19 protein-coding genes and 1 tRNA gene are annotated in these 21,757 nt (G+C 65.0%); 12 read left to right on the top strand and 8 right to left on the bottom strand.

From position 1 onward, the window contains the following. Window positions 1-4 precede the first annotated feature (4 nt). The 4 genes from GGR36_RS00760 (at window position 5) to GGR36_RS00775 (ending at window position 5,850) form a co-directional block, all read left to right on the top strand. Window positions 5-2,140, top strand: coding sequence for a 3'-5' exonuclease (locus GGR36_RS00760; protein ID WP_242533118.1), 2,136 nt, complete (start codon window positions 5-7; stop codon window positions 2,138-2,140). After that, a complete protein-coding gene (locus GGR36_RS00765; protein WP_183630821.1) occupies window positions 2,121-3,602 on the top strand; it encodes a DUF294 nucleotidyltransferase-like domain-containing protein in 1,482 nt (493 codons plus the stop codon). Before GGR36_RS00760 ends, GGR36_RS00765 begins: the two co-directional genes overlap by 20 nt. Window positions 3,603-3,672: 70 nt before the next feature. After that, window positions 3,673-5,727 (top strand): sodium:solute symporter family protein, encoded by a 2,055-nt coding sequence (locus tag GGR36_RS00770; protein WP_183630823.1) that lies wholly within the window; start codon window positions 3,673-3,675, stop codon window positions 5,725-5,727. 32 nt (window positions 5,728-5,759) lie between these two features. Beyond that, window positions 5,760-5,850, top strand: a tRNA-Ser gene (locus GGR36_RS00775). Between the two features lie 189 nt (window positions 5,851-6,039). Here GGR36_RS00775 and GGR36_RS00780 read toward each other — a convergent pair. The 6 genes from GGR36_RS00780 to GGR36_RS00805 form a co-directional block, all read right to left on the bottom strand. Then, a complete protein-coding gene (locus GGR36_RS00780; protein ID WP_183630825.1) occupies window positions 6,040-6,315 on the bottom strand; it encodes a hypothetical protein in 276 nt (91 codons plus the stop codon). A gap of 144 nt (window positions 6,316-6,459) precedes the next feature. Next, the gene (locus GGR36_RS00785) at window positions 6,460-9,414 is read right to left on the bottom strand and encodes a diguanylate cyclase (RefSeq protein ID WP_183630827.1); all 2,955 of its coding nucleotides are present in this window, start codon (window positions 9,412-9,414) and stop codon (window positions 6,460-6,462) included. Window positions 9,415-9,573: 159 nt separating this feature from the next. After that, window positions 9,574-10,482, bottom strand: coding sequence for a 5'-nucleotidase (locus GGR36_RS00790; RefSeq protein WP_183630829.1), 909 nt, complete (start codon window positions 10,480-10,482; stop codon window positions 9,574-9,576). 34 nt (window positions 10,483-10,516) lie between these two features. Then, the gene (locus GGR36_RS00795; protein WP_183630831.1) at window positions 10,517-10,990 is read right to left on the bottom strand and encodes a metal-dependent hydrolase; all 474 of its coding nucleotides are present in this window, start codon (window positions 10,988-10,990) and stop codon (window positions 10,517-10,519) included. 48 nt (window positions 10,991-11,038) lie between these two features. Then, a complete protein-coding gene (locus GGR36_RS00800) occupies window positions 11,039-11,596 on the bottom strand; it encodes a hypothetical protein (RefSeq protein ID WP_183630833.1) in 558 nt (185 codons plus the stop codon). 37 nt (window positions 11,597-11,633) lie between these two features. After that, entirely contained in the window at window positions 11,634-11,897 is a 264-nt protein-coding gene (locus tag GGR36_RS00805) for a hypothetical protein (protein WP_183630835.1), read from the bottom strand. A 109-nt stretch (window positions 11,898-12,006) separates the two neighbouring features. On the opposite strand from GGR36_RS00805, the gene GGR36_RS00810 reads away from it, so the two are divergent. The 3 genes from GGR36_RS00810 to GGR36_RS00820 are packed head-to-tail and all read left to right on the top strand — an operon-like array spanning window position 12,007 to window position 13,787. Further along, the gene (locus GGR36_RS00810) at window positions 12,007-12,987 is read left to right on the top strand and encodes a helix-turn-helix transcriptional regulator (protein WP_183630837.1); all 981 of its coding nucleotides are present in this window, start codon (window positions 12,007-12,009) and stop codon (window positions 12,985-12,987) included. A gap of 45 nt (window positions 12,988-13,032) precedes the next feature. Continuing rightward, window positions 13,033-13,368, top strand: a complete 336-nt coding sequence (locus GGR36_RS00815) for a hypothetical protein (RefSeq protein WP_183630839.1) — start codon at window positions 13,033-13,035, stop codon at window positions 13,366-13,368. Then, window positions 13,347-13,787 carry a hypothetical protein gene (locus GGR36_RS00820; RefSeq protein ID WP_207064344.1) on the top strand — a complete coding sequence of 147 codons (441 nt, stop codon included), beginning with the start codon at window positions 13,347-13,349 and terminating at the stop codon, window positions 13,785-13,787. The genes GGR36_RS00815 and GGR36_RS00820 overlap by 22 nt, the downstream gene beginning before the upstream one ends. Before the next feature lie 135 nt (window positions 13,788-13,922). Here GGR36_RS00820 and GGR36_RS00825 read toward each other — a convergent pair whose 3' ends face one another. Both GGR36_RS00825 and GGR36_RS00830 read right to left on the bottom strand, forming a co-directional pair. Then, entirely contained in the window at window positions 13,923-15,161 is a 1,239-nt protein-coding gene (locus GGR36_RS00825; RefSeq protein WP_183630843.1) for a hypothetical protein, read from the bottom strand. Further along, window positions 15,151-16,041: a hypothetical protein gene (locus GGR36_RS00830; RefSeq protein WP_183630845.1), complete on the bottom strand. Its 891-nt coding sequence runs from the start codon at window positions 16,039-16,041 to the stop codon at window positions 15,151-15,153. Before GGR36_RS00830 ends, GGR36_RS00825 begins: the two co-directional genes overlap by 11 nt. A gap of 366 nt (window positions 16,042-16,407) precedes the next feature. Between GGR36_RS00830 and GGR36_RS00835 the strand changes: the two genes are divergently transcribed. The 5 genes from GGR36_RS00835 (at window position 16,408) to GGR36_RS00855 (ending at window position 21,752) form a co-directional block, all read left to right on the top strand. Beyond that, complete coding sequence (locus GGR36_RS00835) at window positions 16,408-17,583, top strand: MFS transporter (RefSeq protein WP_183630847.1); 1,176 nt, start codon at window positions 16,408-16,410, stop codon at window positions 17,581-17,583. 95 nt (window positions 17,584-17,678) lie between these two features. Further along, entirely contained in the window at window positions 17,679-18,800 is a 1,122-nt protein-coding gene (locus GGR36_RS00840) for a glycoside hydrolase family 5 protein (RefSeq protein WP_183630849.1), read from the top strand. A gap of 51 nt (window positions 18,801-18,851) precedes the next feature. Continuing rightward, a complete protein-coding gene (gene recQ, locus GGR36_RS00845; RefSeq protein ID WP_183630851.1) occupies window positions 18,852-20,678 on the top strand; it encodes a DNA helicase RecQ in 1,827 nt (608 codons plus the stop codon). A gap of 2 nt (window positions 20,679-20,680) precedes the next feature. Beyond that, window positions 20,681-21,259: a GNAT family N-acetyltransferase gene (locus GGR36_RS00850; protein ID WP_338086605.1), complete on the top strand. Its 579-nt coding sequence runs from the start codon at window positions 20,681-20,683 to the stop codon at window positions 21,257-21,259. Window positions 21,260-21,275: 16 nt separating this feature from the next. Further along, window positions 21,276-21,752 (top strand): DUF456 domain-containing protein, encoded by a 477-nt coding sequence (locus GGR36_RS00855; protein ID WP_183630853.1) that lies wholly within the window; start codon window positions 21,276-21,278, stop codon window positions 21,750-21,752. Window positions 21,753-21,757 lie beyond the last annotated feature (5 nt).

Raw genomic sequence — 21,757 nt, forward strand, 5'->3', positions numbered from 1 at the left:
CCGATTGACGCGGGCGCTGTGGTGCGCCGCTGTGGCGGTGCTGCCCTTGCTCGCCATGCTGCTTGGTCTGGCCGCGGTACGCAGCGATTTGGACGACGCTCAGCGCGACACGCTCGCTGTGCTGATCCAGAACCAATGGCCACTGGCCATACTGATCGCGTGTGCGGTCGGCGCGCTCGCCGCCGCGCTGGTGTGGAAATACGGCGCGGGCTACGGGCCGGTAGCGCTGCGCATGGGTGACGATGTCGAACTCGTGCTCGGAGGTCAGCACGGCCGTGCCATCGCGCCACACGGCGCAGCCGAGATGGTCACGCTCGCGGGTCGGGTCAACAGACTGATCATTGCCTTTGAGGCTTCGCGCAGGGACGCAGAGTTGCGCGCCGAGCAGGCGCGCGCAAACGTTGAACGCGAGCGCAATCAGCTTGCCGCGCTGGTCAGCGAAATGCCGCAGGGCGTGCTGGCCTGTAATCGTGAAGGCCGCATCCTGCTCTACAACGGCCATGTGCGGGAACTGTTCGGCGGCAGTGGCGAGGCCAGCCTGATCGGACTTGGTCGTCCGGTCGATGCGGTGTTCGACCGGCGCCTGCTCGCGCACGCGCGCGACGGTTTGTGGCGCAAGCTGGAACGGCAGCGCGGCCGCGTCATGGTGAGCTTTGTCACCGCCACCGTGGCCGGCCGGCTGGTGCGGGCGCGCATCACGCCGGTGCTCGATTCCGACGCGACACGGCCGATCACCGAACGCTTGAACGGCTATCTGATCCTGACCGAGGACATTACCCGCGATGCCGAGCAGGCCGCACGGCGCGACCGGCTGGTGGAATTGCTGACGCAGTCTCAGCGTGGCGGGCTGGCGAGCATACGTGCCGCCGCCGAGAACCTGCTCGACTACGACGATCTGGATGCGACGCAGCAGCGCCGCTTCCTCGAAGTGATCCGCAACGAAGCGGTGCGCCTGTCGGACCGGGTGGTCGAAACGGCCCGCGAATTTTCCGACGTTTTGCGCTCGAACACAGCGCTCGAGGTGATGCACGGCGTCGATCTGGTGGGTGCCGCGCAGCGACGCATCGAAGCACGTACCGGGATGCTCACGAAACTCGACGATGTCGATCCGGACATCTGGGTCAACGTCGACAGCTTTGCAATCGTGCAGGTGATAACCGTGCTCGCGCAGCGCGTGCATGAATCGGTCGAACCGCGCGAAGTGCGCCTCGCGGTGCGTGGCGACGCGGGGACTGCTGTGGTCGAACTCTCTTGGGGGGGCACGTCGCTGTCGAGCGAATCGGCCGCCGGTTGGGAGATGGAGCCGATGCTGCTGGCCGGGGAAACCAGCCCGCGCTCGATCCGCGAGGTGCTGCACCGGCACGAGGGCGAACTGGTCTATGGTCGCGAGCGTGCCAGTGCGCGTTCCTGGTTCCGCGTGCTGTTGCCACTGGCCGTTGCCGGTGAGTCCGCAGCGGCAGACGAGGCGGGCGATGGCACGCGGCCGGAGTACTACGACTTCGACCTGTTTGCCTGGGGCGAACAGGGCAGGGCGCTGCAGGACCGCCCGCTGGCAACCCTCGCCTACACCGTGTTCGATACCGAGACGACGGGCCTGGACCCCTCCGGCGGCGACGAGATCATCCAGATCGGCGCGATTCGCATCGTGAACGGCCGCTTGCTTCGCGGCGAACGCTTCGAGCAACTAGTGGATCCGAAGCGCGACATCGACCCGGCGTCGGAGGCCATCCACGGCATCTCGCGCGAGCGGCTGCGGGGTCAGCCGGAAATCGGGGTGGTGCTGCCGCGTTTTCATGCCTTCGCGCGCGACACGGTGCTGGTCGGCCACAACGCGGCCTTCGACATGCGCTTCCTGCAGATGAAGGAAACCGTCACCGGCTTGCGTTTCGATCACCCGGTACTCGATACGCTGCTGTTGTCGGCCGTCCTGCACCCGAATCAGGAAACGCACAAGCTCGACGCAATCGCCGAGCGCTTCGGCGTACCGCTGCTCGATCGCCACGACGCATCGGGCGACGCGCTGGTGACCGGCCAGCTATTCCTGCGCATGATCCCGTTGCTGGCCGAACGCGGTATCGTGACGCTCGGTCAGGCCCGTGAAGCGTCCGAGAAAACCTACTATGCCCGCATCCGCTACTGAGCCAGCAGCCGCGCCAGACGACACCATCACCCCGGCGGCGTTTTCGCTGCATGCGCCCTTGCGCACGCTGGTTCGCCGGGTGCCGGTGACCGTATCGCCCGACGCGAGCATTCGCGAGGCGCTCGAGTTGATGGATGCAGGCCGCATCGGTTCGGTGATCATCGCGTCGGGCGACGGCGTGCCACAGGGCATCCTGACCTTCGGTGACGTGTTGCGGCGCGTAGTGCTGGCAGAGGAGGCCGATCTCTGGCGCCCGGTCAGCGAAGTCATGACACCCGGCGTGGTGCAGTTGGGCTTTGAGGCCAGTGCCTACGACGCGGTGTTGCTGATGGCGCGGCGCAACGTCCGCTACGTCACGGTGATGGATCGCGCCGGCCGGCTGGTCGGGGTCGTGTCGCGTGGCGACCTCTACAGCGCGCAGCGGATTGCCTCGGAAGAGGCGGTGAATGCGGTGCTGTCGGCGCGCGACCTGCCGCAACTGGTACTCGCGGCCGAGGCGGTGCGGGCGTTTTCGGCGCGCCTGGTGACGCAGGGCATGGCGGCGGAGCAGACGATTCAGTGGATCTCGTCGCTCAACGATCTGGTCGCGCTGCATGCCATCGACCTGGTGCGCGAACAGCACGCTCTGCCTGAGGTGCCCTGGTGCTGGCTGGCCTTTGGCTCGGAAGGGCGTTTCGAGCAGACGCTCGCGACCGATCAGGACAACGGGATCATCTTTGTCGCGCAGGACGAATCGGAAGCCGCAACCTTGCGCGCACGCTTCCTGCCATTTGCCCTGGCGGTGAACGAAGCGCTCGCGGCCTGCGGCTTTCCGCTGTGCAGCGGCCAGATCATGGCAAGCAATCCGAAGTGGTGTCTTTCAACGGTCGAGTGGCGCGCGCGTTTCCTTGACTGGATCACGCATGCCGAGCCGGTGTCCTTGCTCAACGCCAGCATCTTCTTCGACTTCCGCCCGCTGTATGGCGACACCCAGTTGTCGGATGCGCTGCGCGACTGGCTGCTTGATCACACCGTTGGCAGCGCGCTATTCCTGCGCCTGATGGCAGCGAACGCGCTGCAGAGTCGACCACCGCTCGGCCTGATCCGCGAATTCGTTTTTGACAAGAAGGGGCAGCACCCGCGTACCCTTGATCTGAAGCTTCACGGCGTGCGCCCCTATGTCGATGCGGCGCGCCTGTTTGCGCTGGAGCAGGGGCTGCGCGCCACAAACACTGCGCAACGCTTGCGCGACGCCTCGCGCCACGTATCCTTCGGCGGAGAGGACATCGCTGCAGTGATCGACGGTTATCACTTCATCCAGTTGCTGCGCCTGAAGAACCAGAAGGGCGAGGCGGAGTACGGCTCACCAAACCGGATCGACCCTGCGCGCAGCATCAACCATCTGGAGCGGCAGGTGCTCAAGCACGCCTTCCGCCAGGCCAATCGCCTGCAGGACCGCCTGCGCGCGGACTACCGCCTGTGACGCAGCGTCGTAGGGGCTTCGCTGCCGTGCACATGCGACTTTTGAGCCAGGCGCCTGACGGCCGCGCGTGATGGAAGCCTTCACCCGCCGGCTCGCCCGCCTCTCGATCTCGTTCGTACTCGGCTTCTTCGGTCTGGTGCTGTTGCTCTTGCAGGCAGAGCGTGCCGGTATGCCGACGCGCCTGATCGGCTACATCTTCCTGCTCGCCCCGATCCTGATCTATGCAGTGATCGGCGCGGCCTCGCGCACTTCGGATGTGGTCGAGTACTACGTCGCCGGCCGTCGCATCCCGGCCGTCTTCAACGGCATGGCGACCGCGGCCGACTGGATGAGCGCCGCAAGCTTTATCGGGCTGGCCGGCACGCTCTACTTCGCGGGCTTCGATGGCCTCGCCTTCGTGATGGGCTGGACCGGTGGCTACGTGCTGGTGGCCTTGTTTCTCGCGCCTTATTTGCGACGCTTCGGCCAATTCACGATTCCGGATTTTCTGGGTGCGCGCTACGAGGGGCATCTGCCGCGTGTGATCGGCGTCGTGATCGCGGTGATCGCCAGCTTCGTCTACGTGGTGGCGCAGATCTACGCGGTCGGGCTGGTCACCAGCCGATTTGCCGGCATCCAGTTCCAGATCGGCGTTTTTGTCGGGCTCGCCGGCGTACTGGTGTGTTCCTTCCTCGGCGGCATGCGTGCGGTGACCTGGACTCAGGTGACGCAGTTTCTCGTCCGCATCGTTGCCTACCTGGTTCCGGTCGTGATCCTGTCGTGGCAAGTCACCGGGCTCTTCGTGCCGCAGCTCAGCTACGGGCGTGTCCTGCAGAATCTGGCGCCAATCGAACGCAAACTCGCCGAGAGCCCGGATGAACGTGCAGTGCAGGCGCAGCGGCAGGCGCGCGCGGCGAGGTTCGAATCGGAAGTGGCAGGGTTGCCGGGTTCGCTGACGCGCGCACGAGAGGCTGCTCGCACCAATTTCGAAGCGCTCCTTGGTAAGCCCAATGTTCCCGGCCACGACATCGCGGCGGCCCAGCGTGCGCTGCGAGAGCTTCCGAAAACGCCAGCCGAAGCGCGCGAGCAGTGGGGGCGGATGCGCGCCGAAGAACTGGCACAGGCTGCGCCGTTGCGCCCCCATGCCGAGCCCTTTGTCGCCAAGACGCCCTCTGACTCGCGGGCCGCGAGGAATAACTTTCTCGCCCTGGTGTTCGTGCTGATGGTCGGTACTGCGGGAATGCCGCACATCCTGACTCGCTATTACACGACGCCCGGCGTCGCGGCGGCACGGCGCTCGGTCTTCTGGTCGCTGTTCTTCATCCTGATGCTTTACCTCGCGGCGCCTGCATATGCCGTTTTTGCCAAATGGGTTGTGTATACCCAGCTGGTCGGCTTGCCGGTGTCCGACCTGCCAGCATGGGTCGCCTCGTGGGGCAAGGTCGGTTTGGTGCGGGTGGAGGACGTCAACCACGACGGCATTCTCCAGCTTGCGGAGTTGTCCCTGAGCCCCGATGTCATCGTGCTCGCGTTGCCCGAAATCGCCGGTTTGCCATACGTGGTGACCGGGCTTGTCGCCGCTGGCGCACTCGCTGCAGCCCTGTCTACCGCCGACGGACTGCTTCTGACGATATCAAGTGCGCTGTCACATGATCTCTATTACCGGATGATCAACCCGTCGGCATCGATCCCGCGGCGACTGGTCATCTCGAAGGCCGTGCTGCTCTCGGTTGCCGTGCTCGCGGCGGCAATCGCATCGCTGCGACCGGAAAGCATCGTGCAGACCGTCGGTTTCGCATTCTCGATCGCAGCCGCCGGCTTCTTCCCTGCGTTGACGTTGGGCGTGTTCTGGCAACGCGCCAACAAATGGGGTGCCGCTGCCGGCATGATCGGCGGTATCGCGGTGACACTCGCCTACGCCGTGATGACACACCCGTTCTTTGGTGGTTCCATGGCCAACGCCTGGTGGGGCATCCAACCCATTGCCAGCGGCATCTTTGGCGTCATGGCCGGCTTTGTCGCGATCATAGCTGTCAGTTTGGTGACCCCCGCACCCAGCGAAGAGGCACGCTCGGTCGTGCTCTTCATCCGCATCCCGCGCGAACGCGCCATCGCTGCCGCGGACGCTGCTGGTTTGGAGAAGTAGACTGAAGTCTGATATAATTATCGGCTCACCGCGGAGAGGTGGATGAGTGGTTTAAGTCGCACGCCTGGAAAGCGTGTTTAGGTGAATAACCTAACGCGGGTTCGAATCCCGCCCTCTCCGCCAGAACACCAGCAATCAAGCACCTTCCGGGGTGCTTGTTTGTTTTCCTGATCAGTTACCCCATCAAAATCACGCGTGGTAGGGATTTCGCTGAGGCGGTTCTTCTGCCAAGTCCCTTCATAACCTGCGTCTTCAACCTGTTGCACTGTCAGGATCAGATTGCGATCAACATCCAACGCGTTTCGACGCGGGCTAATCTGAAGACTGCTTGGAGCGCGCCATCGCGTTGAGCATCATCTCATCGCCCAGTTTGTCGCCGGCCATCAGGACGCCAAAGAGGCGTTCCCTTCCGTTGGCTTGGCACACGAAGTAGAACTCGACGGCTTCTGTGATGCGGCCGGCGGCGCGGGTGCGATCGTAGAAGGCCACCAGGGCGTCACGCAGTGCTTGCGTCTCTGGCGAGCTCGCAATCTCTTGTGCCGCGAAGCCGGCGCACGGGTTAAGGCCATCCGCCACAACAAGGCTCACGTCGATCTCACATTTTTCATTCGTCACCGTGGGGCTTGCTTTGCTTGCTCTCGGATAGGGTGTCCGCAGGTATGGATAGGGTAGCGATACCGTATTGACGCCCCCGGTGCGCGATCGTCTCTGCGTTTCCGCGCTACATCATCGCTAAGCACCCTCAGCCATCGCTGCATTCTTCCAGTGCCATAGCGCGACCGTCGCATCGACGTAACGGTGGTTCGGCAACTCCTGTTCCATGAAGCGCACGACGGCGCTCGCTTCCGCTTTCAGCCCGACCAGGGATAGCGACTCAATCATCCGCGAGATGCGGTAGTCGTGATCGCCGCTGCGGTTGGCCCACCAGTCGAAGCGGTGCTCCCAGTTGCCGGCTTTGCACACTTCGCCTTCCACCCATTCGAGTCCAAGCACGGCCAGAGTTCGCGCAAACGAGCGGCGCATTGCATCGATGACCGCGGCGTCCTGCGCGAAGATCGCGAAGTCTTCCGGCGTCGGTGCCGGGCCCAAGGGGCAATTGCGCCCCTTTCGTGGCAGCGGAAACTGCCAGCCGGCCAGATCCGGTGCAACCGCGTAATCAACATCCGACATCTCGATCATGCGCTGCAGGGTTCGGCCCGCATGATCCTTGCCACAGCCGGCGAGGAAGGCGTGCGCGGCGGCGCCGTCCGGGCTCAGTTGCACGTCGGAAGAGACTGGGTCCGCCTTTTGCGCGAGGCGTTCTATCAGTCGGCGCACCACATGCAGCGATCCCCCGAGCACGCATTCGTCCACCAGATCCATGCTCGATTGCGGGCCGGAACCGAGCATCACGATCGTCGCGCCACGGACCCGCGCCTTTTCGATCAGGGACCGCGTCGGGGAAAGCGTCAGATCACTCTCGAGCACCAGGACCAGATCGGCGCGCTTCGCCCGCAGTTCCGCTTCATAGAACGCGCCGAACTCGAGCCCTTCGTTCAGCAAGGTGATCGCCGGTCGGCGCAGGGGCGAGTGCGCGCGGCATTGGGGGCAAACGTCTGCTTCAGCGCCCAGCGGCGCTGCACAATGACCGCAGGCATCCTTGAACAAGGAACCAAACATTTCGATCGGCGCCGGAATGCCTGCACGCTGAAGCCACTCGTCCGTACGCTCGGTGATGAGCGTGGGGGAGGGCAGCGCGCGATAGAGTGTGGCGACTTCATTGAACAAGGCCGGCACCGGCTGCTTCTCAAGTTCCTCGCGCAGTCGCTTCCAGTACGCGAGAAAGCTGGTGGGCTGCGTTCGCAGCGCTGATGCATCGGCGAATCGCTGGCGGTCGGCCGCCCGCCACGCGGCGAAGTTCTCGCCGCTCGCCAGACCATTCTGGCTCAGGGCGTAGCCAGAGCCCACCAGCACGGTTACCGTCTTGGCGCGCTGCAGATGACGCACGACGCGCTCGACCTGGATCGGAGAGACCGCTTCCTCGTCGCGATCGCGGTAGACCCCGTACAGATGCTTGCGTGCGCGCTTACGCCGGTACATGTCTTCGTCCGCACGCGCGAGGAAACTCGCGACGGTGTCGTCCCGCTGCACTTCGGCAACGCCGATCGACAGGCTCACCCGCAGGCCGCTCTTTACTCCCGCCCAGTCAAAGCTTTTGACGTCGGCTTCGATCCGGTCGCAGATCAAGCGCGCGACATCATCGGTGGTGCCACGCAAGAGGATCGCAAATTCGTCGCCACCGATGCGGGCCGCCAGATCGCGTTCGCGTACGTTGGCACGCAGCACCGCGCCGACCTGCTTGAGCACGAGGTCTCCCACCTCATGCAAGAACTGGTCGTTGATCTGCTTGAAGCGGTCCAGGTCGATCAATGCAACGGAGAGCGGCTCGCCTGCGTCACGGCCCTGTGCCCGCCATTCTTCAATGCGGTCAGCAAAGCGACGTTTGTTGGCAACGCCGGTCAGGGCGTCTTCATAGGCCAGTTTCTCAAGTTCCAGCCGGTTGGCCCGCAGCTCGCGATTGGCATCGGCGTTGGCACGCGCTTCGATCTGATCCGTCGTGAAGCGCCGGCGGTCTCCAAGGTCGCGACTCAAGCGCTGGTGTTCAAGTTGGCTGAGTTCGAGCATCACTTCGATCGCGGACTCTCTGGCATTGAGTGCCAGCAGCGCCGATAAGGCCGCGCGGCGCGCGAGAACGCCGAGTGCTTCGCTTTCCATGTTCGTGGCCGCAATGCACGCATTCGACAGATGCAGAGAAATCGCCTCGGTCTTGCGGGCCAAAAGGGCCCGCTCAATGCCGATCAATCCGGCCAGGATCTGGCCCAAGCCTTCGATACGCGCACTGCCCATTGCGCTCAGCGCATCCGGCAACGGGTCGTGCGCCGAAGCTTTGGCGGCGTCCCCCGCGGCGTGCAGCGCGCGGGCGAAGCAATTCATCAGGGCAAGGGAGACCTGTTGCCCGGGGAAAACGCACGCGCCTCGCGCTTGCGGTGGCGATTCCGTGTCGGCGCTGTGGCGGAAGCCATCGATACTCATCGCCCCTGGGTGAGAGGCACGGCCCGCGTTGACCCATTCGCAGTAGTCAATCCAGACATTGAGCTCCGAGAGTTCGCCCGGCATTTCAGTGGCCGCGAAGGGGGCCTCGTGCGCGGTGAGCCGCGCGAGCGTGCGTCGCGCCATCGCTGTGTTGGCGTTCCACAGGTAGGCGTTGGCGAGTGCAATCTCTGCCCGAAGTGTCCAGACGCCAGGGTCGAACCGCGCAGCCAGTTCGGAGGCCAACAACGCGAGTTCCACTGACTCGACCGGGCGTCCCATGCGCGCGCCCGCCAGCGCTTGCGCGGCGAGGGCGCTGATCTCGGTAGCAAGGTCGCGCGCTTCACGTGCCGCTTCCACGGCAAGGCCTGCCGCATCGTAGGCGCGTCTGAGGCGTCCGAGCGCCAGGTCAAGCATGGACTGCAGGAACGCCATGCTGGCGCTGTCCTTGGCGGTCTGACTCCCGGACGGCTCTGCCCGCCAGCGCTGAAGGCAAGACTCCACTTCGACGAACTGGCCCGTCGTCAGCAGATGCTCGATATGCGGTGCGAAGGCTTGTTGGTCAGGGGTTCCGATGGGCGTATGGGTGTTGTCGTTGGCGGGAGGCGTGACAGTCATGGTCAAAGTGGCGCAGGTCGACATAAAAAGGGGATTGCGCAGTCATCCGCACCCGATGCGCAGCACGCGTGCGCGACGGAACGGGGGAGGGCGGCATCAGATTGCGCGGCATGCACGAAATTACGGCCGCTTGAGCGCACACTTGAGGTGACTGCCTGATCAGGCGTCTGTTTCGTTGGCGATGCCATAGAGCACCTGCCCGGTCGGGCCGGCGCTGACTGCGCCTTCGCAATGCCCCGCCTGGTCGTCGAAGAAGAAGTCTGGTTCGAACGCCTTGAGGAAAGGGCCCTTGGGCAGACCGCCGAGAAAGCAGGCCTCATCGACCTCGATGCCCCAGTGCAGCAGGGTGCGGATCGCGCGCTCATGCGCTGGGGCGCTGCGGGCGGTGACCAGTGCGGTACGAATCTGCACGGTGTTTTCGCGCGCACGCGACTGCAAGCCATGCAGCGCGGCGAGGAAGGGTTTGAAGGGCCCCGCCGGCAGCGGCTCGTTGATGCGGATCACCTCGTGCTCGACAAAGCGCGCCAGGCTCTCACCCTTGAATACCCGCTCGGCCTGGTCGCTGAAGAGCACCGCGTCACCGTCGAAGGCGATGCGGATCTCGTCCGGGTTGCGCGCCGCATCGGCGGCGGAGGCGGGATAGACCTGGGCGGCCGGATAGCCAGCGAGCAAGGCTGCACGCACGTCCTGCGGATTGGCCGAGAGGAACAGCGAGGCATTGAGCGGCGCTAGGTAGCGGTGCGGCGAGCGCCCGCGGGTGAAGATGCCGCGTTCTATCGACAGCCCGTAGTGTTTGGCGGCGCGGAAGATGCGCAGGCCGCTGACTGGGTCGTTGCGCGACGCGATCACTACCTCCACCGGCTGTGTCGCCGCGCTGTTCAGACGCAGCAGCTTCTGCACCAGCGGATACGCGACCCCGGTCGGCGGGGGATCGTCGAGGCGTTCGAGCTGCAAGGCCCGATAGGCGCCATCGTCACCCGTTTCAAAGACCGCGTTCTCTGATTCCAGGTCGAAGAGCGCGCGCGACGAAATGGCAACGACGAGTTTTCCATCAAGGGTCGGGGACATCGCTGCGCCTCTCAGTTCGTGTTCGCTTGATCCGTCATCGCCACGGCATCGCCCGCAGGCGTCGCCAGCCCTCGGGGATCCAGAAGAGCGCGGGCAACGCGAGCACCAGGCACAGCGCTTCGGTGCCTTCCCACGACAACGCGCCTTGCAGCGGATTGGCGTCGGTCAGTGGCCACCATGGCTGGATGTCGTGATGCACGATACCGTCGAGCAGCAGGTGGCTTAGCGTACCGGCCAAGGCCCCGGCGAGCGCCGAGCGGGCGGAGATGCGGATGCCCAATGCCCGTTCCGGCCATCGTTTGAGGGCGACACAGATCAGCGTGATCAGCAAGGCGCCGGCCAGGGTATGCGAATAACCATGCAGCACGCTCGCGCCACGTAGCATGCCGATACCCGGTTCCAGGTCGATCAGGATCTGAGCGCAGGTGAAGCTTGCAAGGCTCATGCGCGGGCCTGCCACGCGCTTGAGCGTAACGCCGGGGCCAAGGTGGAAGGGCGTGAAAGGCATCGCTGTCTTCGGCGGGCGTTCGGTGATGAAAGTCGGGTGTCCAGGCGATCAGGGCGTCCAGTCCCAGGCGAGTCTAGTCCAGTCCAGCGCGTCGATCTGCGTGAGCACCAAGGGCTCGGTCGGAACACCGAAGGCGTCCTGGAACCACACGGCCACAAGGGATGAGTAACACTCCCCCGGGTCACGTGCGACCTCGGACGATTCGAACACCCCGATGCAGGTGACAAAGCCGACGCGTTGCCAGCGTTCGCTACTCCCGTCGCTTCGTGTGACCTCGCCCACGAAACGCTGAGGCGTCAGCAACACAGGCGTTCCGAAATGGGGAGGTAACCGGCCGCGCGCGCTGCGCAGGGCTTCCTTGCCGCGATATTCGATTTCATCCCAGAACTGACCGGGGAGGCCACACAGCATGCCATCGTAAGTACCGAACTGAATCAGCTTCGTCAGCGCGATCACACGCCCATCGGCAAGCGTGCGCGTCCAGCGCTGATGCGTCAGTGGGTGACCTTTCGTGCGGCCGGTATCGATGACCGGCGCATTGGTGCTGCAGCGCTTGGCCTGTATGTCGAACATCTCGCGTTCCGCTTCGTTCAGATCGCCGTGCATGGACAGTCTCCAGTAGGGACTTCGGGTCGGGGCAGGCTCAGAGGGCCTCGTAGAGCTCGCGCAGCGACGCGGCACCGGGGCGGCAGCGATCCATGAAGGTCACGATCTCAGCAGGGGCAAAGCGGCTGGTCACCAGCGGCAGCACAGCGTCGAACGGCCGGCCTGATGCGCGTGCCCAGCGCAGCAAGGCTTCCAGCGCGACATCGGCATCGTCAGCGGTGTAGGACGGAGCGCTTGCGCAGGTCGGCAAAGGGGAGGGGTAGGCGGGGCGCGCAGTGGCGAGCAGGGGTTTGGAGAACATGCGAGGACCTCGCGAACTTGATGAAACGCATTCTTGCGCGCGCCAGGCTCACCCGGTGAGCTACCCATGCGGCAAGATGCACGTCATCCTCACAAGACCCTGATCCGTCATGGACCGCACCGAACGCTTCTACAAGATCGAACGCCTGATCGCCGAGCGGCGGGTGGTGACCCGCGACGAGCTGCTGGCGGAGCTGGAAGTGTCGCTTGCGACCCTCAAGCGCGATCTGGAGTACCTGCGCTCGCGCCTGGAGGCGCCAATCATCTGGGATCGGGACGCCGGCGGGTATCGCTACGAAACTGACCCGAACACGCCATCCTTCGAACTGCCCGGGATGTGGTTCTCGGCGGCCGAGATTCACGCGCTGCTGTCGATGGAGGCCTTGCTCGAGAGCCTCGGCCCGGGGCTGCTGACGCCCCATGTGCAGCCGCTGCTCACCCGGCTGCGCGCGATGCTCGATCGCGAGGACATTCCGCTCGAGGCGGTGAACAAGCGCATCCGGGTGATGCGATCGAGCGGCCGGCGTTATGAGCCGCGCCACTTCACCCCGATCGCCCATGCGGTGCTCAAGCGCCAGCGCCTGATGATCGACCACCGCCATCGCGGGCGCAATGAAGTCACGCGACGGGAGGTGTCGCCCCAGCGCCTGACCTATTACCGCGAGAACTGGTACCTCGAAGCCTGGTGCCACCTGCGCAATGAGTTGCGCAGCTTCGGGCTCGATGCGATCGAAGGGGTGTGGAGCAGCACCGAGGCCGCGAAGGAAGTCTCCGAGCAGCGTCTGAAGAAAGTGCTCGATGCCGGTTATGGCATTTTCTCGGGCGAGAAGGTCGAATGGGCTGAACTGCGCTTCGCGCCCGAGCGCGCGCGCTGGGTCAGCAAGGAAACCTGGCATCCGGACCAGGAGGGCGCGTTCGATGACGCGGGGTACTACACCCTGCGCATTCCCTACAGCGCACCCTTCGAACTCGCGATGGATGTGATGCGCCATCTGCCGGAAGTGGAAGTCATCGCCCCCGCTTCCCTGCGCGAAGAAGTCCACGCGAGATTGACCCAAGCGCTGCAAGCCATGCAGACACCGCAGCGTTGACGCAGTCAGACGCCGCAGACCCGATATACACGCGCAGGAGCCCCCATGGCCGACGTGATGAACCGCGACAACCTCTACGCCGCCCCGCGTGCCGCGCTGCACGAGGACCGACTGTCACCGCGCCACTGGCTGGTGGAGTGGGGATGCGCGGCCGTTCGCGCCGTGCTCGATCTTGCGATCCTGCTGCTGATGCTGCTCGCTCTGACAGACGTATTCGATCTGCTGCAGGGCGAACCGCGCGCAACCTGGATCGCCCCGGCGGCGTTCGGTGCCGGATTGGTCGTGGCAGTTCTCGTTCGCAGGCTGTTCGTTACGACAGATGACGACACGCCCGTGCGAGGTCGTTGGCGCGCGCGGCAATGCGCGCGTCGCACGCGATGATGCCGGCGGTGAGGCAACTGCTGGAACTGCTCGCCCCCGGCGAATGGCGCCGGCCGTGGAAACTTGCCACGTTCGCTGTGGGCATGGCATGGCTGCTCTGGGGCGCGCTGACACTCGAGATCGGGGATTGGGATGTCGGCGTGTCGATTCTGATGGGCGCCTTCACCTACCTGCTATCGCCCATGGCTGCGCGTATCCTGATGCGACGTCAGTGGCGCTGGCTACCGCTGAGTCTGCTCGCCTGGTGGTGGTGCGTCGACGGCGTGTACATGGCCTGGCATCTGTCGATGGGCAACCCGATCTACCGCGAGGCAAACGCCTACGCGTCGACGTGTCTGTTCTGGCTGTGCGGGTTTATCTGGTCGCCGCGCGCGGCGCTGGTCGAAGTCTTGCACAACCGTCGAAGCGTCGGGTTCTAAATCGGCCAAGCGAGCAACGTATTCACCGACATCGTAATGTTGTTCAGTGGCTACGGTCATCATGAGGACGGCAACGGGCCGTCTACGCATACTTCGAGGCGCCTTTCTTTTAGACAAGCTGAATGAAGTCTTGGTTTATTGGCCAAGCGCAGCGAGGTGTTGTTGTGCTTCAGCGACGTCCTTGCCGAATTCCTTCAGGTAGCGTTCTTTCTGTTCGCTTTGCCACTCGACGTTCGCAAAACTGCTCAAGGCGTACTGCGCGCTTGTCAGCACCTTGCCTTCCAGGCGCGGCATCAGCAGGCGATCGGGGTGGCCTTGCTCGCGCAGCAGGTAGCCATCGACATCGCGCACCTGCAGCGGGAAGGTCGGTTTGCTGTCGTGGATCAGCTTCCCGAACACGGTCAGCGTGACCGGCTGGGAGCCCGCCGCCAGTTCGTCGTTGAAGGTGACGAGCGCCAGCGGCGTGCCGCTGGCGTCGTCGACCCGCGCGTTGATGACATAGCGCCCCGCCTGCTTCACATCGACCGGAACGCGCAGCACCAGCGAACCGTTTTCCTGCGCATCGCGGAAAGGGCCCGCCCATGTGGCCGGCACCTGCGGCGAATAGACCACGTCAAACAGATGTCGCCCGCTCTTGCCACCTGCCGTGAATGCCACTTCCACCCGGATTGTGCCGTCGAAATCCGCGAGCGACGTGCCGCTCGGGTCGAGCGTCGCCGACTGTGTGCCATCGCCCGCCTGCGCGTCGCCCGCCTGCCCTTGGTCGTTGAACGCGACCGGCGCGCTGCGGCTGCCGCCATTCGTCGTCGGGTTCATGCCGATCGCACGCGCCGCCTGTACCGCGACCGGCAGCGGATGTCCATCCTGGTCGTGCGCGGCGATCGTGAACAGCACCGATTCGCCGCTGGCCATGAAGACCCGGCTTTGGCTGGTGACGACTTCGACCGAGGTGTCGGCCTCGTCACTGCCGTTGTTCAGGGGACGCGCTTCGATCACCGGCCGGTTGGGGTAGAGCTGGTCGGCGTGCTCGCTCGCCGGGCGGGAATTGAACGGGTATTCGCTGGCCTTGCGATAGCTCACCAGCGTCGCGCGCGCGCGTGCCAGTCGCTCTGCCCACAGCGCACGCTCGGCCTCGATGCCTTGCGCGGTCGCAGCCCCCGCGCTGTCTGCAGGCCGCGCCGTCAGAAACGCGGTGCCACCCGCAGCCCCTGCGGACGTTGCGGCGCGCACGGTGCCGGCGCTGTCGGCGAGTTTCGCGGCGACATCGGGCCAGATCAGCCAGCCGACGCCGGCGAGGCCGACCAGCGCAAGCGATACCGGCAAGGCCCAGCGGCGGCGGTCTGGCTTGCCGCCCCCCGGATCGTCAGCGCGCATTGTTGACGACGTTGGTACGCACGACCGAGACGATGCCGCCCCACGCGCCGTTGGTGTAGTGGTTGTAGGCCTCGCCGTCGTCGCGGAAGCTCACCGAGTGGTAGCTCCACTTGGTGCGGCCACCCTCGTTCGCGGCAGTACCCAGCGTCAGGTCATTGCAGAACCAGTCCGACGGGTTGCAGAACGATGCGCCCGCGCTGCCCGAGACGCCGCCGGTCGAGTGGTAGGCGACCACCTCGTCATCCTGACCCGGCAGGATGCCCGAGTACAGCGTGCCCTTGGCGCCGGCGTACATGTAGAACCAGACGCCCTGCGTGGCGTTGTGGTTGTAGAGCGCACGGGCGGTGGTGGTTTTCAGGTCCTGCGTCAGCACGTCCGACACCGCCCACGAGCCAACATCGGCCAGTTCAGAGCCACCGCCGGCGCCCGAGGCGACGTTCACCCACTTGATGTTCCAGCCGGTCTGGGTGGTGCCGTCGGCGTTGCTGCATTGCCCGGACGCGTTCGGCTGCGGCGTTTTCTTGTAGCGGGTCGAACTGCCGTAGTTCGCCATCGTGTAACCCATCATCAGGTCGCCGGCGCTATGTACGGCCACATAGCACCAGTTGTTGCCGGTACAGAAGCAGTCCAGGGCGTTGCGGACGAGGTAGTTCTGGTCGGCGATATGGCTTTTGCCATCCCAGTTCACGGCCTTCTTGTTAACGCCGGCGGCGGTGCTCGCCGGGCCCCAGTAGGTGAAGGAATCGTAGTTGCCGATTTGCCCGCCGCCATTGCGGCCGTTGATCCACAGCGTGAAGTTGTCGGCCAGGGCCGGCAGCGCCAGCAAGGCGAGGGCGGTGGCAAGGAGGGCGGCAAGCGTTCTGCGATGCGTGTGCGACATGGTGCGGTCTCCGTGGATGAGTGACACGATGCGATGCATGTCGGGCCGTGATCCCTCCCTCGTTGCGGTAGCCCGAGGTCGCACCCGGTTCGAAGCCCTGTCCGGGGAGATGCCTGAAGGAGGTGTTCCCCTTTGCCAGCCGGGGAACGCGCGGACTATAGCCGCCGTATCACGGGGCACAATGGCCCCTGTGGCGGTGCTGCCAGCGCACAAAATGCCCATACCGCCACGTATGGCGAAATGACAGCGGCAATGCGGCTCGGTGGCTTGTCGATACTGGCGGCCGCGGCAGTTTTGGGGTGTTCGTGGGCGCTGCAGCACGGGCATCGTCAAGGGGACGAAGTGCTACGACGGTACAATTCCGTCGTGCGCTACCTTCCGCTGCCCGCAAGATTTCCCCCGCAACTCATTGCGCTCATCGGCGTCATGCTGTTCGGGCATATTGCTGTCGCGGGCGGACGTGTCACGGCATCGCTGTTCCTGCTGCGCCACGGTTACGGGGAAGCGGCGGTCGGGGTATTGATTGCCCTTTACAGCGTCTTGTCGGTCGCCTTCGGTATGCACTTCGGCCGCTGGAGCGACCGTTACGGGCCGCAGCCGGTGATCCGCGGCGGGCTTGCAGCGATCCTGCTCGGCATCCTGTTGCCGGCCGCCTGGCCGGCCTTGCCCGCGATGATGGTCGGTGGGGTGCTGTGCGGCACGGGCATCACGATCGTCTCGGTCGCGATCCAGCACGCCGTCGGCAACCTGCCGGTGGCCTCGCCGACCCAGCGCGTCGCGCTATTTGCCTGGCTCACCCTGGGCCATTCGACCTCTTCGGTGATCGGTCCCTTTATCGCCGGGACGGTGATCGATACTGCCGGTTTTCGTGCCGCGTTCGCCGTCCTCTGCGGCGGGACGCTGCTGGCTTTGCTGCTGAGCACCCAGTTGAGGGGCGATGCGGTTGCGGCCGATCCGCAAGCCGCCACAAGTACAACGAAGGCTGGCTGGCGCGGCCTGTTGCAAAGCCCGACCCTGCGCCGTGTGTACCTGCTCACCACGATCAATGCCATCGCCTGGGATGCCTTCACCTTCTTTGGCCCGGTGCTTGGCCATCGCGCCGCGCTGTCGGCGACCGCCATCGGTACCGTGATGTCGGCCTTCGCACTCGGCACGCTGGCGATTCGGCTGGTGGTGTCGGCGGCGGGGCATCGCTTCAGCGAGTGGCGCATGCTCGCCGCAGCGCTGGCGCTCGAAGCGCTGGTGTGGAGCGCATTCACGGTCGCCCGCGGCGCCTCGGCGCTGATGGCGCTGGCCTTCCTGCTCGGGTGTGGGGTTGGCTGCGGGCAACCGAACGTGCTTTCACTGCTTCATCGCCACGCGCCGCAGGGCCGGGCGGGCGAGGCGATCGGTCTGCGGTCCCTGCTCGGCAACGTTTCCGGGCTCGGGGTGCCATTGCTGTTCTCGGCAACTGTTGCGCTGGCGGGCGTTTGGCCCGTGTGTGCTGCGATTGCGTTGGCGGCTGGCGTCGCGTCGGTGGTCGGCGCGCAAACAAGCGACTGACGCGCACACGGCGGCTGGCAGTCGGTATCCTTGCGAGACCAAGAATATTGACCTCGCCACGGGAATCAGCAGAAAGCTGGAATAGCGAGGCAGACATGAAAACAATGCAATGGCTGTGGCCCCTGCGGGTCGCGACGATGGGCGCGGTCATGGTGGCCGGGTGTGGGGGCGGAGCCGCGGGCACTGCGCCAGCGACCCCGGTGCCGGATATCGCGAGCTACCCGCCGGTGGCCAACAACGCTGCACCTGGCGCATCGGCGCGGGCGGTAGCGGCAGCCGCGTCGATCGGGCGCGGCGTGAACTTCGGCAACATGCTCGAAGCCCCGACCGAAGGCGCCTGGGGGATCAGCGTCACCGACGACTTCATCGACAAGGCCTGGGCGGCAGGTTTCCGCTCGGTACGCTTGCCGGTGCGCTGGAGCAACCACGCGAGTGCCGAAGCCCCGTACACGATCGACGCTGCCTTCATGGCGCGTGTCGAGTCGGTGGTGGACAAGTTGCTCGCCAAGGGCTTCGTCGTCGTACTCAACATGCATCACTACCGCCAGCTCGACGGGGATGCGCTCGATTCGGGTGAACTCGCGGTGGCCAGCGCCGCGCTCGACGTGCGCTTCGTGATGCTGTGGGAGCAGATTGCGGCGCGTTTCCAGACTCGCAGCGAGCAATTACTGCTGGAGCTCTACAACGAGCCGCACGGCCGGCTCAATGGCGAGCCTTGGAACGTGCTGGCGGCGCGGGCGCTTGGCGTGGTGCGCAAGTCCAACCCGCAGCGGGTGGTGGTGATCGGCCCGACGCACTGGAACAACGCGAGCGATCTGGCGCAGTTGAAAATGCCGAACGACGCCAACCTGATCGCGACGGTGCACAACTACGAACCCTTCGACTTCACGCATCAGGGTGCCGAGTGGATCAGCCCGCCCAAACCCACCGGCGTGACCTGTTGCAGCAGTGGGCAACTGTCGGCGATGACCTTGCCGCTGGATACCGCCAGCGCGTGGTCGGCGCGAACGCGTTACCCGGTCTTCGTCGGTGAGTTCGGCGCCTACAGCAAGGCCGACGAGGCCTCACGGATCCGCTTCAATCGCGCGATGCGGACGGCGATGGAGGCGCGCGGCATGAGCTGGACTTACTGGGAGTTCGCCTCGGGATTCGGCGTCTACGACCCGGTCGCGTTGAGCTTCAAGCAAGCCCTGCTCGATTCGCTGCTGGGGAGTTAGTCCCGACAGGGGGGGCCGGGGGGCGGGGAGGGGGTCGGTATAATCAGGGCGATGAATTCGACCCCAGTCGCCAGCGCTCCGCCGGCCCTCGACACCCTGCGCCATGTCTTCGGCTACCCGGCTTTCCGCGGGCAGCAGCAGGCGATTGTCGAGCATGTCGCGGGCGGCGGCGACGCGCTGGTGCTGATGCCGACCGGCGGCGGCAAGTCGCTGTGCTACCAGATCCCCTCGCTGTTGCGCGACGGCTGCGGCATCGTTGTGTCGCCGCTGATCGCGCTGATGCAGGATCAGGTCAGCGCGCTCAAGCTGCTCGGCGTGCGGGCTGCCTTCCTCAATTCCTCGCTGCCGCTCGAACATGCCTCGGTGATCGAGCGCGAACTGCTCGAAGGCGAGCTGGACATGCTCTACGTCGCGCCCGAAAGGCTGATGACGCCGCGCTTCCAGCAACTGCTCGGTCAGGCGCGGATCGCGCTGTTCGCGATCGACGAAGCGCACTGTGTGTCGCAATGGGGCCACGACTTCCGCCCCGAATACATCCAGCTCTCGGTGCTGCACGAGCGCTTTCCGGACATCCCGCGCGTCGCGCTGACGGCCACTGCAGACAATGCTACCCGCGCCGAGATCATCGAACGCCTGCAGCTGCAGCACGCCGAGGTCTTCCTCTCCAGTTTCGATCGGCCGAACATCCGTTACACGGTGGTGGAGAAGGACAACCCGCGCAAGCAGTTGCTGCGCTTCATCCGCAGCACGCACGACGGCGATTCCGGCATCGTATATTGCCTGTCGCGCAAGAAGGTCGAAGAGACCGCGAAGTGGCTGCGCAGCGAAGGGCTCAACGCGTATCCGTATCACGCAGGGCTGGATGCGGAAACGCGTGCGACGCACCAGCACAAGTTCATCCGTGGCGAGGGCGTGATCATGGTGGCGACCGTGGCCTTCGGCATGGGCATCGACAAGCCGGACGTGCGCTTCGTTGCCCACCTCGATTTGCCCAAGTCGCTCGAGGCCTACTACCAGGAGACCGGCCGCGCGGGGCGCGACAGCCTGCCGAGCAATGCATGGATGGCCTACGGGCTGCAGGATCTGGTGCTGCAACGCGAGATGATCGAGCAGTCGCAGGCGCCGGATGAAGTGAAGCGGGTCGAGCGGCAGAAGCTCGATGCGCTGCTCGGCTACTGCGAGGCGCCGGCCTGTCGTCGCGAGGTGCTGCTGCGCTACTTCGGCGAAGAATCCACCCCCTGCGGCAACTGCGACATGTGCCTGAACCCGCCGCAAACCTGGGACGCCAGCGTCGCCGCGCAGCAGGCGCTCTCCACCATCTACCGAAGCGGACAGCGTTATGGCGCCGCCCACCTCATCGATATCCTGCAAGGGCGTGAAACCCCGAAGGTGATCGAACGCGGGCATCAGCACCTGAGCACCTTCGGCATCGGTAAGACGGTGAGCGATGTGCAGTGGAGCTCGCTCTTGCGCCAGATGGTCGCGCAGGGCCTGATCGGCGTGAACGAGCACGGCGGCCTGCTGCTGCTCGAACCTTGCCGGCCGATCTTGCGGGGCGAGGCGAGCTTCATGGCGCGCAAGGTGCGCGAGGCGACACCCGGTGGCGCCACCAGCGTGCGTCGCGAGATCGAGTTCGCGAGTGACGAAGCGCGCACCCTGTGGGCGGCGCTGCGCCAGTGCCGGCGCCAACTCGCCGAAGAGAACAACGTCCCCGCCTACATTGTCTTTGGCGATGCCACACTCAAACAGATGCTCGAACGCCGCCCCGCGTCGCTGGCCGAGATGGCTGAGCTTTCCGGCGTCGGCGACAAGAAACTTGAACGTTACGGCGCCGAGTTCCTTGCTGTGATTCGCGCGCACGAGGTCGAATCATCGTGACGGTGGAAACCGTGGACCCCGCTCCTGCTTTTCCGTCACTCACGACGCCACGTTTGCGTTTGCGCGAACTGACTCCCGATGACACACCGGAGGTCTTCGAGATTCATTCGGACGCGGAGGGTATGCGATGGTTCGGCAGTGATCTGCTTACCCGGTCGGAACAGGCGCTTGGTTTGATTGAAACCTTTGCTGCCTGGCGAAAGATGCCGAATCCAGGCACGCGGTGGGGTATCGAACGAAAGGAGAATGGCCATCTGATTGGAACCTGCGGGCTGTTCAAATGGAATCGTGCCTGGCGCAGTTGCACGATCGGCTACGAACTTGCGCGCAGTGCATGGGGCGTCGGCTACATGCGCGAGGCGCTGGTCGCGATGCTGCAATGGGGCTTCGACAACATGGCACTGAACCGAGTCGAAGCCTTGATTCATCCTGAAAATCAGCGCTCGCGCCGGACTGTGGCGCGACTCGGTTTCGCCTTTGAAGGCCGGATGCGCGAAGCAGGTTTCTGGAACGGCGAGACACAGGATCTTGAACTTCACGCCTTGCTCATGCGTGACTGGCCGCCTGGGCGGTTGGGCTAAGGAAACGAGGGCAAAAATGGAATGGCTGTGGATTCTGGCGATCGGGCTAATGGTGATCGGCCTTGCGGGCATCGTGCTGCCAGTGTTGCCAGGCACGCCTCTGCTGTTCGGCGGCATGCTGCTGGGGGCCTGGATCGATCACTTCGAGAAGGTGGGCGTGATCGCGGTGGTGGTGCTGGGTGTGCTGGCGGCACTCGCGTGGGCGATTGATTTCGTCGCCGGCATCCTTGGCACGAAGCTGGTCGGCGCGAGCGGCTATGCGATGGCGGGGGCCGGCATCGGCGGCGTGATCGGGCTGTTCGGCGGCATTCCGGGGCTGATCTTCGGGCCGGTGATCGGTGCGGCGGCGGGCGAACTCTATGCCCGTCGCAATGCGGGGCAGGCCGCGCGGGCGGGGGTTGCCGCGGGCCTGGGCTTCGTGCTGGCGATGGCGGCCAAGTTGGGTATCTCGGTTGCAATGCTTGCAGTATTCGTTTTTGCCTACTTCGTCTGAGACGG

The sequence above is a fragment of the Niveibacterium umoris genome, from assembly GCF_014197015.1.
Classification (GTDB): Bacteria; Pseudomonadota; Gammaproteobacteria; order Burkholderiales; family Rhodocyclaceae; genus Niveibacterium; species Niveibacterium umoris.